Origin of the sequence: Xenorhabdus sp. KJ12.1, from assembly GCF_963876495.1 — a bacterium.
In the GTDB taxonomy this organism is placed as follows: Bacteria; Pseudomonadota; Gammaproteobacteria; order Enterobacterales; family Enterobacteriaceae; genus Xenorhabdus; species Xenorhabdus stockiae.
Genome location: NZ_CAWNQH010000127.1, coordinates 1 through 13,189 on the forward strand (window position 1 = coordinate 1; position 13,189 = coordinate 13,189).

11 protein-coding genes, 2 tRNA genes and 1 rRNA gene are annotated in these 13,189 nt (G+C 44.3%); 11 read left to right on the plus strand and 3 right to left on the minus strand.

What is annotated here, in order from left to right:
• From rrf to AACS92_RS19960, 3 genes are all read left to right on the plus strand, one after another.
• Window positions 1–111: ribosomal RNA gene (rrf, locus tag AACS92_RS19950) — 5S ribosomal RNA — on the plus strand; the annotation flags it as partial.
• A gap of 52 nt (window positions 112–163) precedes the next feature.
• Window positions 164–240, plus strand: a tRNA-Asp gene (locus AACS92_RS19955).
• A gap of 7 nt (window positions 241–247) precedes the next feature.
• Window positions 248–323 (plus strand) — tRNA-Trp (locus AACS92_RS19960).
• Between the two features lie 151 nt (window positions 324–474).
• Here AACS92_RS19960 and hdfR read toward each other — a convergent pair.
• Window positions 475–1,311 (minus strand): HTH-type transcriptional regulator HdfR, encoded by an 837-nt coding sequence (gene hdfR / locus AACS92_RS19965; protein ID WP_099109287.1) that lies wholly within the window; start codon window positions 1,309–1,311, stop codon window positions 475–477.
• Between the two features lie 116 nt (window positions 1,312–1,427).
• Between hdfR and AACS92_RS19970 the strand changes: the two genes are divergently transcribed.
• Complete coding sequence (locus tag AACS92_RS19970) at window positions 1,428–1,766, plus strand: DUF413 domain-containing protein (RefSeq protein ID WP_099109288.1); 339 nt, start codon at window positions 1,428–1,430, stop codon at window positions 1,764–1,766.
• Between the two features lie 56 nt (window positions 1,767–1,822).
• On the opposite strand, the gene AACS92_RS19975 is transcribed toward AACS92_RS19970, so the two are convergent.
• Window positions 1,823–3,349 (minus strand): YifB family Mg chelatase-like AAA ATPase, encoded by a 1,527-nt coding sequence (locus AACS92_RS19975; RefSeq protein WP_099109289.1) that lies wholly within the window; start codon window positions 3,347–3,349, stop codon window positions 1,823–1,825.
• 563 nt (window positions 3,350–3,912) lie between these two features.
• Here AACS92_RS19975 and AACS92_RS19980 point away from each other — a divergent pair.
• From AACS92_RS19980 to ilvA, 6 genes are all read left to right on the plus strand, one after another.
• On the plus strand, window positions 3,913–4,005 hold the full coding sequence (locus tag AACS92_RS19980; RefSeq protein WP_099109290.1) for an IlvGEDA operon leader peptide: 93 nt from the start codon (window positions 3,913–3,915) through the stop codon (window positions 4,003–4,005).
• A gap of 137 nt (window positions 4,006–4,142) precedes the next feature.
• Complete coding sequence (ilvG, locus tag AACS92_RS19985) at window positions 4,143–5,789, plus strand: acetolactate synthase 2 catalytic subunit (RefSeq protein WP_099109291.1); 1,647 nt, start codon at window positions 4,143–4,145, stop codon at window positions 5,787–5,789.
• Complete coding sequence (gene ilvM / locus AACS92_RS19990; protein WP_099109292.1) at window positions 5,786–6,043, plus strand: acetolactate synthase 2 small subunit; 258 nt, start codon at window positions 5,786–5,788, stop codon at window positions 6,041–6,043. The genes ilvG and ilvM overlap by 4 nt, the downstream gene beginning before the upstream one ends.
• A 25-nt stretch (window positions 6,044–6,068) precedes the next feature.
• Window positions 6,069–6,995 (plus strand): branched-chain amino acid transaminase, encoded by a 927-nt coding sequence (locus AACS92_RS19995; RefSeq protein WP_099109293.1) that lies wholly within the window; start codon window positions 6,069–6,071, stop codon window positions 6,993–6,995.
• 96 nt (window positions 6,996–7,091) lie between these two features.
• Window positions 7,092–8,942, plus strand: coding sequence for a dihydroxy-acid dehydratase (gene ilvD / locus AACS92_RS20000; protein ID WP_099109294.1), 1,851 nt, complete (start codon window positions 7,092–7,094; stop codon window positions 8,940–8,942).
• A 2-nt stretch (window positions 8,943–8,944) separates the two neighbouring features.
• Entirely contained in the window at window positions 8,945–10,492 is a 1,548-nt protein-coding gene (gene ilvA / locus AACS92_RS20005) for a threonine ammonia-lyase, biosynthetic (RefSeq protein ID WP_099109295.1), read from the plus strand.
• Window positions 10,493–10,575: 83 nt separating this feature from the next.
• Here the strand turns inward: ilvA and ilvY are convergent, their stop codons facing one another.
• Window positions 10,576–11,487, minus strand: a complete 912-nt coding sequence (gene ilvY / locus AACS92_RS20010; RefSeq protein ID WP_099109296.1) for an HTH-type transcriptional activator IlvY — start codon at window positions 11,485–11,487, stop codon at window positions 10,576–10,578.
• Window positions 11,488–11,653: 166 nt separating this feature from the next.
• Here ilvY and ilvC point away from each other — a divergent pair, with 166 nt between their 5' ends.
• Entirely contained in the window at window positions 11,654–13,132 is a 1,479-nt protein-coding gene (ilvC, locus tag AACS92_RS20015; RefSeq protein WP_099109297.1) for a ketol-acid reductoisomerase, read from the plus strand.
• Window positions 13,133–13,189: the final 57 nt, after the last annotated feature.

Sequence of the window (13,189 nt, forward strand, 5' to 3'; positions counted from 1 at the left end):
CGGCAATAGCGCGGTGGTCCCACCTGACCCCATGCCGAACTCAGCAGTGAAACGCCGTAGCGCCGATGGTAGTGTGGGGTCTCCCCATGTGAGAGTAGGACACTGCCAGACAACAATTTATCAGTGTTGCCAGCCCAAAAGGCAGCATGAAACAGTATTCGGTGGTGCGGTAGTTCAGTTGGTTAGAATACCGGCCTGTCACGCCGGGGGTCGCGGGTTCGAGTCCCGTCCGCACCGCCACCGATTTAGGGGCGTAGTTCAATTGGTAGAGCACCGGTCTCCAAAACCGGGTGTTGGGAGTTCGAGTCTCTCCGCCCCTGCCAGTTAATAACTAAGTAATAATTTATAGTTTTCAGATTAATAGCCCAGCTAATTTTAGCTGGGTTTTTTCTTTTTGTTTTTTTGCATTAATAATCCCTTCACAGCTCTTTTGCTTAGAGTTTTATACGATCTAAGACTCTAGACTGAATCTCATCAATTTGTCACTGGAGCTTTTTCAACAGGTATTTTTAATAATTGTTGGATAAGTGTATGTTGGTCGCTATTTTGTAACCACACGGCATATAGTGGTCGTTTAATTTGCTCATTATCTGGTGCTATAACAAGTTTTGAATACTCTTCAAGCCAGTGAACTGGTAGGAATGTCGCAGCATTGACACTTTCCAATAGCTCTCTGGCAATATGCGCTGAGGTAGTGGTTATGATAGGAGGGGGATCACTTTTTAGAATCAGTTGCTCTTGTTGGTGAAAATCTGCTCCCCATTCCAGCTTTATATAATTTTCTATACCTTGTTCAATATTATTTTGAGTAGTTAGTAAAACAAGCTGAATACTCCCGATCAGCTGACTCTGGAATTCATCCATTTTTGGTGGCTCTGTTGTGATTAAAAGATCTAATTCACGAGAGTGTAGCTGTTTAACAAGAGATTGCCGTGTGGAGACGCGTGATTCGATTCTGATTCCCTGATTATCGCAATAAAACATATTCAACCAAGGGGTTAGATAAGCTTCCCACAGAGATGCAGTAGCGCCGATAGAGAGCTCTGTATGTTGTGAGACATAGCTGATCTCCTTTTTCGCTAATTGCCAGGTATTCATTAACGATTCTGCATAGGGAACCAGACGTTCACCCGCAGCTGTCAGGCGAATATTATTGCGATGTCGTGTGAATAAATTAGCACCAAGTTGATTCTCCAGTTGTCGGATCCGAAAGCTAACGGCGGATTGTGTTAGATAGAGTGATTCAGCTGCCCGACCAAAGTGACGAGTCTTACTGACTTCCAAAAAGGTTTTCAGTAATTCGGTGTCCACATGCATCTCCAATAGTTTTTGTCGTTATGATTTAAATATTTTGTTTTACAGAATGTCAAGCCTCCCTAATACTCCGCGCCATAATTAGTATGACAGTAGAGTTAGGAGTGTGTCAGATGGCTGAAAGCTTCATCACGACTAATCGTTTTTTTGATAATAAACATTATCCACGCGGATTTTCCCGTCACGGTGATTTCACCATCAAAGAGGCCCAATTGCTAGAACGTCATGGCAATGCGTTCAATGAATTGGATCTTGGTAAACGTGAACCACAAACAGAAGAAGAAAAACTGTTTGTAGCAGTTTGCCGTGGTGAGCGTGCACCTGTAACAATAGCGGAAAAAGTATGGTTTAAGTATTTGGAGAAAATCAGACGTCCAAAACGTTTCCATACCCTTTCCGGCGGAAAACCACAGTTAGATCCTGCTGAGGATTTCACTGATAGTGATGATTAATATCATCATTGGGATGAAGGATCCATCAAGAGGGGCAAATATGCCCCTTTTCCACATTATCCAACCTGATTTTGTAGCTGAATAAGCAACCTATCCATGCTCCGGTAGCTGAGCGCTTCCATAATATCTGGCTTTTCTATTTTCTTTTGTTCTTTTAAGTCTGCAATAGTACGTGAAACTTTTAGGATTCGGTGCCATGCACGTACAGATAGTCCCAATTTTAGTAAAGTATTTTCCAGAAAGATGGCATCTTCCATCTTTAGTCTACAAACCTTTTCTGTTTGCTTACAGGTAAGATGGGCGTTTACATATCCATTGCGTTCTATTTGTATATTTCTGGCATTTTCTACTCTTTTTTTAACCTCGTGGCTACTTTCCCCATGTTTTGTTGATGATTTGCTGAGGATACCGGGAGGAAGCAGAGGAACGTCTATAGAAAGGTCAAAACGGTCTAAAAATGGACCTGATAGTTTGGCAAGGTAGCGTAATACTTGCTGTGGACTGCTGCGATTATGTAATCCCTGATGATATCCGGTCGGGCTTGGATTCATGGCAGCGATCAATTGAACCCGGGCAGGGAAACAAACTTTTGCTTTGGCTCGTGATATCACAATCTCGCCAGATTCTAATGGCTCACGCAATGCATCGAGAACAGTACGGTTAAATTCCGGTAATTCATCCAGAAATAAAACACCATTATGTGCAAGGGAGATTTCTCCGGGTTTAGGTATTGAGCCTCCTCCAACAAGAGCCGCCATTGATGAGCTATGGTGAGGCGCTCTAAATGGCCGTATATGCCATTTTTGAGGGTTAATTGACTGACCAGCCAGACTATTGATTGCCGCAACGTGTAACGCTTCCTGATGCGTTAGAGGTGGCAGTAGATCACATAGTCGGCTGGCCAGCATGGTTTTACCTGTACCGGGAGGTCCAAGTAACAAGAGATTATGACCTCCTGCGGCTGTTATCTCCAGAGCCCGTTTCGCTTGTTCCTGTCCAATAATGTCCTGTAGATCTAGAACAAGTGGCTCGGTTTTTAAAGTGATCGGAGCAGGAGAAAATAAGATGTTTTTTTCACCTCGCAGGAAGTGACAGACTTGCAGTAATCGGTTGGCTAATAACGTTTCATTTTGAGACAGAATAGCCAGTTCAGCCTGATTTTCTGTAGATAAAATTAACTGCCTGCCTGAATTTCTGGCACTAAGTGCGGCGGGAATTGCCCCCATAACCCTGCGTATCTCTCCTGAAAGCGCAAGCTCTCCTAAAAACTCATAATGATTTAACTCAGTTGACGGGATCTGTTCCGAAGCTGCCAGAATTGCAATGGCGATAGGTAAATCATATCTTCCCCCTTCTTTGGGAAGATCTGCTGGAGCCAGATTAACCGTGATCCTTTTTGCCGGGTAGGTAAAACCACTATTGATTAAGGCACTTCTGACACGATCTCTGGCCTCCTTGACAGTAGTTTCAGGTAAACCAACGAGAGTTAAACCGGGTAGGCCGTTACTGATATGTGCTTCTATTGTGACAAGCGGGGAATCGACACCGATAGTGGCTCGGGTGTAGATAATCGCAAGAGTCATAATGCTTTCCTTAGCCAAAAAATCCATCATGACTTATTGAAAAATAATAAAAAGCCACCTTTTGTTATTTTGCGAAGCCTTTCGAAAATATAATTATTGTTATTACCACACTGACATTTTTTAATTTTAGCTATTTTATGTTATTTGTTGATTCTATTATTAATTTATATTTTTTGAATGAATGGAGCTGATTTTATTCTGGATTGTTATTATGTTTATTAATATTTTATTTAGATAAATGGATTGTTTCCTGATTTATTATGATCAGTGTTTTTGCGATAAACCCTGCTTTTATAATCAAATGCATATGGTTTTCAGGTCATTAAGTTACATTTTGATAATTTACTTAATTAATTATTTTACTAAAACGGTAGATAATGATTTTTTTCTCATCATGAAATAGATAAAATCCAGAGGATTTGTCTGCTTTTGTTTTATCTTATTGAAAATAATAAGTAATATTATTTTTTCGTAAAAAAATAAAAATAATCATTGTCAACAATAATAGAAAGTGATAATTCTAAAATATATGTCGAACCTATAAAAAGTAAGAACGAACCTTTATGAAGAAATATGTTCTCGTGATTAGCCTAATTATTAGCGTGGTAGTGATTATTCTACCGTGCGGGGGCGCACTTGGACGAAGGAAGGCGTAGACATAAAATACAGCCAGATTTCACAAAGACCCCCGCCCTAAAAAATAGAGCGGGGGTTTTTTTTAGCACTTATAAACAAACATAAAACAACATCACAAGAAGCCACTGACAGAGTGAATACCGATAGGAGGATGGCTATGAATGGGGCGCAATGGGTTGTACAGGCACTACGGACACAGGGAGTGGAGAAAGTTTTCGGTTACCCCGGCGGAGCCATTATGCCAGTGTATGATGCTTTGTATGATGGTGGTATTGAACATTTGCTATGCCGCCACGAACAAGGGGCGGTAATGGCAGCCATTGGTTATGCAAGGGCAAGCGATAAACCGGGAGTTTGTATTGCCACATCGGGACCAGGAGCAACAAACCTAATTACAGGGCTGGCTGATGCGCTATTGGATTCTGTGCCTGTGGTTGCCATTACCGGTCAGGTAAGTTCTGAAGTTATCGGTACTGATGCTTTTCAGGAAATCGATATGTTGGGACTTTCTCTTGCCTGTACTAAACACAGTTTTCTGGTGGAGTCGCTGGAAAAATTACCTCAAATTATGGCGGAAGCTTTTTCCATCGCTATGGAAGGTCGCCCCGGTCCTGTTCTGATAGATTTACCAAAAGATATTCAGTTAAAACAGGGGGATTTTACACCTTATTTAAGCCCTGTTGTTACCCCATCTCCTCTTCCTGAGAACGCACTGACACAAGCCCGCAATATGATGGTTTATTCTCAAAAAGCTGTTTTATATGTAGGAGGAGGGGTTGGAATAGCTGGCGCAGTACCTGAATTACGTCGTCTGGTAGAAGAAACGGGAATACCGGTAGTTTCTACTCTTAAAGGATTAGGGGCTGCAGATGCCCAACATGAATGCTATTTGGGTATGTTAGGAATGCACGGAACAAAGGCGGCTAACTTAGCTGTTCAGTCCTGCGATTTACTGATTGCCGTTGGAGCGCGTTTTGACGACCGTGTGACAGGGAAATTAGATACCTTCGCCCCCCATGCCAAAGTCATCCATATAGATATTGATCCGGCTGAATTAAATAAATTACGTCAGGCACATATTTCATTAAAGGGTAATTTAAAAACATTATTACCTTATCTACAGCAGCCTTTATCGATCGAAGCATGGCAACAAGAAGTTAAGCAATTAAAAGAAATACACGCATGGCGTTATGACTATCAGGGCGAAAAAATTTATGCCCCAGCCCTATTGAAACTGATATCTGATCGCAAGCCACCTAATACTGTTATCACCACCGATGTTGGGCAGCACCAGATGTGGACAGCTCAGCATATGACGTTTGACAAACCGGAAAATTTTATTACTTCCAGTGGACTGGGAACGATGGGGTTTGGTATTCCAGCTGCAATTGGAGCGCAGATGGTGCGCCCGGGCGATATGGTTATTTGTATATCCGGTGATGGTTCTTTCATGATGAATGTTCAGGAGCTGGGAACGATTAAACGCAAGAAACTGCCAATCAAGATGGTTTTATTGGATAACCAGCGTTTGGGAATGGTAAAACAGTGGCAGGAGTTATTTTTTGACCGTCGTTATAGTGAAACAATCCTGACTGATAATCCTGACTTTATTACTTTAGCAAAAGCGTTTGATATTCCGGGCCAGCATATTACTGAAAAATCACAGATAGATGCTGCATTGGACGCCTTGTTCAATAGTGAAGGCCCTTATTTGTTACACGTATCCATTGATGAATTTGAAAATGTTTGGCCATTGGTTCCACCCGGTGCAAGCAATGCAAATATGTTGGAGAAGTTATTATGATGCAACATCAACTTGCTATTCAGGCTCGGTTTTGTCCTGAGATTCTTGAAAGAATTCTGAGGGTTACCCGTCATAGGGGTTTTCAAATATGCGCATTGAATATGGATCATACAGTAGATAGTGATAGTGTATGTATTGAACTCACTGTTGCCAGCCAGCGCCCTGTAAATTTACTTTTTGCTCAGTTGGTAAAGCTGGTTGATGTTGCCGGTGTTGAGATACAACATAATAAATCACAATTGATAAGCGCATAGTGCGCGATGGAAAGGAAACAAAAGAATGACAAAGCAAGCTGATTATATTTGGTTCAATGGCGAAATGGTTCCTTGGGCTGATGCAAAAGTACACGTTATGTCCCATGCCTTGCATTATGGAACATCAGTCTTTGAAGGTATTCGTTGTTATAACTCCCATAAAGGGCCTGTTGTTTTTCGCCACCGAGAGCATATGCAGCGTTTACGTGATTCAGCCAAAATTTACCGTATGCCAGTGAGCCAGAGTGTTGATGAGTTAATGGAAGCTTGTCGTGCAACACTTCGCAAAAACAAATTAGTCAGCGCTTACATTCGTCCATTAGTTTTTATTGGTGATGTGGGTATGGGGGTTAATCCTCCCGAAGGTTATCAAACAGATGTCATCATTGCTGCTTTCCCGTGGGGAGCCTATCTCGGCGAAGAAGCACTGGATCAGGGGATTGATGCAATGGTTTCTTCGTGGAATCGTATAGCAGCCAACACTATCCCGACAGCGGCAAAGGCGGGCGGAAATTATTTGTCTTCTTTGCTGGTGGGGAGTGAGGCAAGGCGTCATGGCTATCAGGAAGGGATTGCTTTGGATGTTCATGGTTATATTTCAGAAGGCGCAGGTGAAAATTTATTCGAAGTAAAAAATGGTATTTTGTTCACGCCGCCATTTTCTTCTTCTGCCCTACCGGGGATCACACGGGACGCTATCATCAGATTGGCACAGGACCTTGGTCTGGAAGTGCGTGAACAGACTCTTTCCCGCGAATCGCTTTATCTGGCTGATGAAGTTTTTATGACGGGTACAGCCGCAGAAATCACTCCGGTTCGTAGTGTAGATGGTATTCAGGTCGGGATTGGCCGGTGCGGGCCAGTTACCAAAAAGATCCAAAATGCATTCTTTGGCTTATTTGATGGCACGACAGAAGATAAATGGGGCTGGTTAGACCCTGTGAATCCTTAATAAAAAATAAAAAACTGACAGGCGGCTCGTTCCCCGCCTGTTTTCAGATGCTGATTAGATGCTATCAATATTAGACAGACACGGGAGTGAAAAATAATGCCTAAATATCGTTCTGCTACAACAACCCATGGCCGTAATATGGCAGGGGCGCGTGCTTTATGGCGTGCGACGGGGATGACTGATGAGGATTTTGGAAAACCTATCATTGCTGTTGTGAATTCATTTACTCAATTCGTACCCGGGCATGTTCATTTGCGGGATTTGGGCAAGCTGGTGGCAGAGCAGATTGAGGCTTCAGGAGGGGTTGCAAAGGAATTTAATACCATTGCTGTTGATGATGGTATCGCAATGGGGCACGGAGGAATGCTGTATTCATTGCCATCCCGTGAGCTGATTGCGGATTCTGTGGAATATATGGTGAATGCACATTGTGCGGATGCAATGGTGTGTATTTCGAACTGCGATAAGATCACCCCCGGTATGCTGATGGCATCTCTGCGCTTGAATATTCCGGTTATTTTCGTTTCCGGCGGCCCGATGGAAGCAGGAAAAACACGGTTATCGGATCAAATTATCAAGTTGGATCTGGTCGATGCCATGATTCAGGGAGCCAATCCGAATATCAGTGATGAACAAAGTGATCAGATTGAACGCTCTGCCTGCCCGACTTGCGGTTCCTGTTCCGGTATGTTTACCGCGAATTCAATGAACTGCCTGACGGAAGCTCTGGGGCTTTCTCAGCCGGGAAATGGTTCATTACTTGCTACACATGCCGATCGTAAGACTCTGTTTCTCAACGCGGGTAAGCGCATTGTTGAACTGACTAAACGTTACTACGAGCAAAATGATGACAGTGCGTTGCCACGTAATATTGCGACTAAAGCTGCATTTGAGAATGCTATGACGCTGGATATTGCAATGGGGGGATCGACAAACACTGTGCTGCATTTATTGGCCGCCGCGCAGGAGGGAGATGTTGATTTCACCATGACAGATATTGATCGTCTGTCTCGTCAGGTTCCCCATTTGTGTAAGGTAGCACCAAGTACCCAAAAATATCACATGGAAGATGCGCATCGTGCTGGTGGTGTGATTGGTATTCTCGGTGAACTGGATCGGGCAGGGCTTTTGCATCGCCATGTGAAGAATATTCTGGGGTTAGATTTACCACAAACGCTGGCCCAGTATGATGTTATGCAGACCGCCGATGAAGCTGTAAAAAGCATGTATGCAGCAGGCCCGGCAGGTATTAGAACTACTCAGGCTTTTTCTCAGAACTGTCGTTGGCCATCTTTGGATACAGATAGGAAAGAAGGCTGTATTCGTGAACTGTCCTATGCCTATAGTCAGGATGGGGGGCTTGCGGTGCTGTCCGGTAACATTGCTGTGGATGGCTGTATTGTGAAAACCGCAGGAGTGGATGAAAGTATTCTGACTTTCCGTGGCCCGGCTAAAGTTTATGAAAGTCAGGAAGATGCCGTAGATGCGATTCTGGGTGGAAAAGTCGTAGCAGGTGATGTGGTTGTCATTCGTTATGAAGGCCCGAAAGGTGGCCCCGGTATGCAGGAGATGCTTTATCCGACGACCTACCTGAAATCAATGGGATTAGGTAAAAGTTGTGCTTTGATTACGGATGGACGTTTCTCGGGGGGGACATCGGGATTGTCAATTGGCCATGTCTCTCCTGAAGCGGCTAATGGCGGTTTAATTGGTCTGGTACATGATGGCGATATCATCGACATTGATATTCCAAACCGCAAGATTCAATTGGATGTCAGTGAAAAAGAGCTTGCCGAGCGGGTGCAGAAAGAATTATCCCGTGGCGATAAAGCATGGACACCCAAATTCAGGGAACGTCAGGTTTCTTTTGCCCTGCGTGCTTATGCTTCACTAGCGACCAGCGCTGATAAAGGGGCTGTGCGTGATAAGACTAAACTGGGAGGGTAATTGTGGTCGTTTATCCTCTTAATCCTGAACCTAAAGGGGCGGAATATCTCAAAGCAGCCCTAAGTGCGCCCGTTTATGACGTTGCTCAGGTTACGCCATTACAGGAAATGAAAAAAATCTCCGCTCGTTTAAATAACACCATTTTGGTTAAACGGGAAGATCGTCAGTTGGTACACAGTTTCAAACTGCGTGGTGCCTACGCGATGATTGCCAGCCTGACGGAAGAACAAAAAGTCAGGGGAGTTATTACGGCATCAGCAGGCAATCATGCACAGGGCGTTGCCTTATCCGCCAGTAAAGTGGGTATCAGAGCGACTATTGTGATGCCGGTAGCGACAGCCGATATTAAAGTTGATGCTGTGCGCAGTCTGGGTGGTGAAGTGCTGTTACATGGCGCGAATTTCGATGAAGCAAAAGCCAAAGCTATCGAAATGGCAAAGGAACACAGGTATACATTTGTCCCTCCTTTTGATCACCCGGCAGTCATTGCCGGTCAGGCAACTTTGGCAATGGAATTGTTACAGCAGGATGTTCACCTTGATCGTATTTTTGTTCCGGTTGGTGGCGGCGGGTTAATTGCAGGTGTTGCTGTTCTGATTAAACAGCTTGTACCGGAAATGAAAATTATTGGAGTGGAAGCAGAGGATTCTGCCTGCCTGAAAGCAGCACTGGAAGCCGGGCATCCAGTCGATTTACCGAGAGTGGGTTTATTTGCGGAAGGTGTCGCCGTCAAGCGTATTGGGGATGAAACATTCCGCCTTTGTCAGAAATATGTTGATGATGTCATTACAGTTGATAGCGATGCTATTTGTGCTGCCATGAAAGATATTTTTGAAGACGTGCGTGCCATTGCTGAACCTTCTGGTGCTTTGGCACTGGCAGGATTGAAGAAATACGTCCAGCAGCATCAAATCAAGGGAGAAAGGCTCGCGCATATTCTTTCTGGTGCGAATGTGAACTTCCATGGTTTACGTTATGTTTCAGAGCGTTGCGAACTTGGAGAGCAGCGTGAGGCTTTGCTGGCAGTCACTATTCCTGAACAGAAAGGCAGTTTCCTGGCATTTTGTCAGATGCTGGGAAGCCGCTTTGTGACAGAATTCAGTTATCGTTATTCGGATTCTGCCGAACCAAATAAGGCTCGCGTTTTTGTCGGTATCAGACTGAGCCGTGGAAATGCAGAACGTATTGAAATTATTGAAGAGTTAAAAGCGGCAGGTTATCAGGTCGCTGATTTGACCGATGATGAAATGGCGAAACTGCATGTCCGCTATATGATTGGCGGCAGGCCATCCAAGCCGTTGCAGGAGCGATTATTCAGCTTTGCTTTCCCTGAATCGCCGGGCGCTTTGCTGAAATTTTTACAGACATTAGGGGCGCACTGGAATATCACGCTGTTTCATTATCGTAGTCATGGCACGGATTATGGACGAGTATTAACGGCTTTTGAACTTTCAGAGGAAGAACTCCGTTTTGACCGACATCTGGATGAGTTAGGCTACGAATATCATGATGAGACGAATAATCCCTCATTTAATTTGCTGTTGAGATAGGAATACTCGGGCCTGTGGGAAACAGAGATAGCGCCATAACAGGCGCTATTAGTTTAATGATGAAATTTCTTCTGTTCTTATCATCATCCAATGTTTGATGAATGACTATCAGACGATAGCAACCGCCAAAATGCTTTTATCAACGGCTCATTCAGCCGCTTGCTTAGTGCACAAACGCCTAATTCAAATGGTTCAACCAGCGAAATATTTTCCAGCAGCGATATACGGCTGCGTACCGGTTCAGGGCTGTTTTCAACGACAACCGCAGGAATGAGAGCGATACCGCAACCTAAAGCAACCATCGATACAATGGCTTCATGGCCTGAAACGGTTGCATAAATTTGTGGATGATTAATTTTGTGGCGGCGGAACCAAAGTTCAATACGTTTACGAGAGGGGCCATGTTCCGGCAGAATGAATGGGATCTCATTCCAGTCAGGATATTCTTGTGTGGCTAATGATCTCACCGCACAGGGTAAAGCCGGGGCGATTAGAACTAGCGGGATTTTGCCAATCTTGGTAAAACTGATGTTATCAGGCAGTTTCTCAGGTTTACCTGCAATACCCAAATCCGCTTCTTCAGACTGGATTTTATCAACGGCATCGGCGGCATCGCCTGTTGTCAGTTTGATCTCCACCAAAGGGTGTTCAGCCCGAAACTTATCCAGAACCTGAGGAAGGTGGCTATAAGCGGCTGTCACTGAACAGAAAAGGCGTAATTCTCCCGTTAATGACGGGCTTTGGTGATTCAGCGAGTGAAGCAGTTGCTGATATTGTAATAATGTATGTTGGGCAAATTGTTTTAGCTGTTCGCCCGCGATGGTTAGTTTTACTGTCCGGTTATCCCGCAGAAACAGTGGGTGAGCCAATTGATCTTCAAGACGCTGAATTTGGCGTGAAAGCGTAGAAGGGCTGACATGCATTGCTTTAGCCGTGCGGCCAAAATGGCAACTTTCTGCAAGATGTAAAAACAGTTTTAAATCACGTAGATCCATCGTTTCAGTGCCTTCTGCTGAAAGTTTTTTCTGTAAATTGTCTCAAAAAAGATATGTTGCGTAAACTGCAATATAGTCTTGTCAATATATCAATTTAAGCAATGTCTTTCATGGCATATATTGGCTGAATGCAAACAACATCACACCTAATTATATCGGAGTCACCATGGCTAACTATTTTGATACATTGAATTTACGCCAGCAGTTGGCGCAGCTGGGCAAATGCCGTTTTATGGCAAGAGAAGAATTCGCTGACGAGGCAGGGTATTTAAAAGGCAAGAAAGTGGTGATTGTCGGGTGTGGTGCACAAGGCCTGAATCAGGGGCTTAATATGCGTGATTCCGGTCTGGATATTGCCTATACCCTGCGTAAAGAAGCCATTGAAGAAAAACGGGCTTCGTGGCGCAAGGCAACTGAAAATGGTTTCAGAGTCGGTACCTATGAAGAGTTGATCCCACAGGCTGATTTGGTTATTAACCTGACGCCCGACAAACAACACTCTGCCGTTGTTCAGGCTGTTCAGCCATTGATGAAAGAAGGTGCTGCGCTGGGGTATTCCCACGGTTTTAATATTGTCGAAGTAGGTGAACAGGTTCGCAAAGATATTACTGTTGTGATGGTTGCTCCGAAGTGTCCGGGAACGGAAGTGCGTGAAGAATATAAGCGTGGTTTTGGTGTTCCGACTCTGCTTGCTGTACATCCGGAAAACGATGCAAAAGGCGAAGGGATGGCAATTGCGAAAGCATGGGCAGCAGCAACCGGAGGCCATCGGGCAGGCGTTCTGGAATCCTCATTTGTCGCAGAGGTAAAATCTGACTTGATGGGTGAGCAAACAATTCTGTGTGGCATGTTACAGGCAGGTTCTCTGCTGTGTTATGACAAGCTGCTGGCTGATGGCGCAGAGCTGGGTTATGCCGGTAAACTTATCCAGTTTGGCTGGGAAACTATCACTGAAGCCCTGAAACAGGGTGGGATTACTTTGATGATGGACAGGCTTTCCAATCCGGCAAAACTGAGGGCTTATGCGCTTTCGGAACAGTTGAAAGCTATTCTGACTCCGTTATTCCAGAAACATATGGATGATATTATTTCCGGCCAATTCTCTTCAGGCATGATGGCGGATTGGGCGAATGACGATAAGGATTTGTTGAACTGGAGAGCTGAAACCGGTCAGACACCATTTGAAAATTACCCTGATTACAGCGGTCATATCAGCGAACAGGAATACTTTGATCATGGCGTATTAATGATTGCCATGGTTAAAGCCGGGGTTGAGCTGGCATTTGAAACAATGGTGGATTCAGGCATCATCGAAGAGTCTGCTTATTATGAGTCACTGCATGAACTGCCATTGATTGCGAATACCATTGCTCGTAAACGTCTCTACGAAATGAACGTCGTCATCTCTGATACGGCTGAATACGGTAACTACCTGTTCTCTTATGTGGCAGTACCTCTGTTACAGAAAGAATTTATGTCATCTTTACAGGCAGGGGATTTAGGTAAAGCTGTTGCTGATAATGGTATCGATAATGCTCAGTTGCGTGATGTTAACGATGCGATTCGTAACCACCCGATTGAAACTATAGGCCGGACTTTGCGTGGTTATATGACTGATATGAAACGCATTGCTGTTGGCGGATAATTCTGATGATGCTATGCCCGATACATCGTATCGGGCATACTATACACTTCGTCTTTC

What these genes read in the sequence shown, in the direction of transcription:
- AACS92_RS19970 (WP_099109288.1), top strand. Translation starts at nt 1,428, where the DNA reads ATGGCTGAAAGCTTCATCACGACTAATCGTTTTTTTGATAATAAACAT.
- AACS92_RS19975 (WP_099109289.1), bottom strand. Translation starts at nt 3,349, where the DNA reads ATGACTCTTGCGATTATCTACACCCGAGCCACTATCGGTGTCGATTCC.
- AACS92_RS19980 (WP_099109290.1), top strand. Translation starts at nt 3,913, where the DNA reads ATGAAGAAATATGTTCTCGTGATTAGCCTAATTATTAGCGTGGTAGTG.
- ilvG (WP_099109291.1), top strand. Translation starts at nt 4,143, where the DNA reads ATGAATGGGGCGCAATGGGTTGTACAGGCACTACGGACACAGGGAGTG.
- ilvM (WP_099109292.1), top strand. Translation starts at nt 5,786, where the DNA reads ATGATGCAACATCAACTTGCTATTCAGGCTCGGTTTTGTCCTGAGATT.
- AACS92_RS19995 (WP_099109293.1), top strand. Translation starts at nt 6,069, where the DNA reads ATGACAAAGCAAGCTGATTATATTTGGTTCAATGGCGAAATGGTTCCT.
- ilvD (WP_099109294.1), top strand. Translation starts at nt 7,092, where the DNA reads ATGCCTAAATATCGTTCTGCTACAACAACCCATGGCCGTAATATGGCA.
- ilvY (WP_099109296.1), bottom strand. Translation starts at nt 11,487, where the DNA reads ATGGATCTACGTGATTTAAAACTGTTTTTACATCTTGCAGAAAGTTGC.
- ilvC (WP_099109297.1), top strand. Translation starts at nt 11,654, where the DNA reads ATGGCTAACTATTTTGATACATTGAATTTACGCCAGCAGTTGGCGCAG.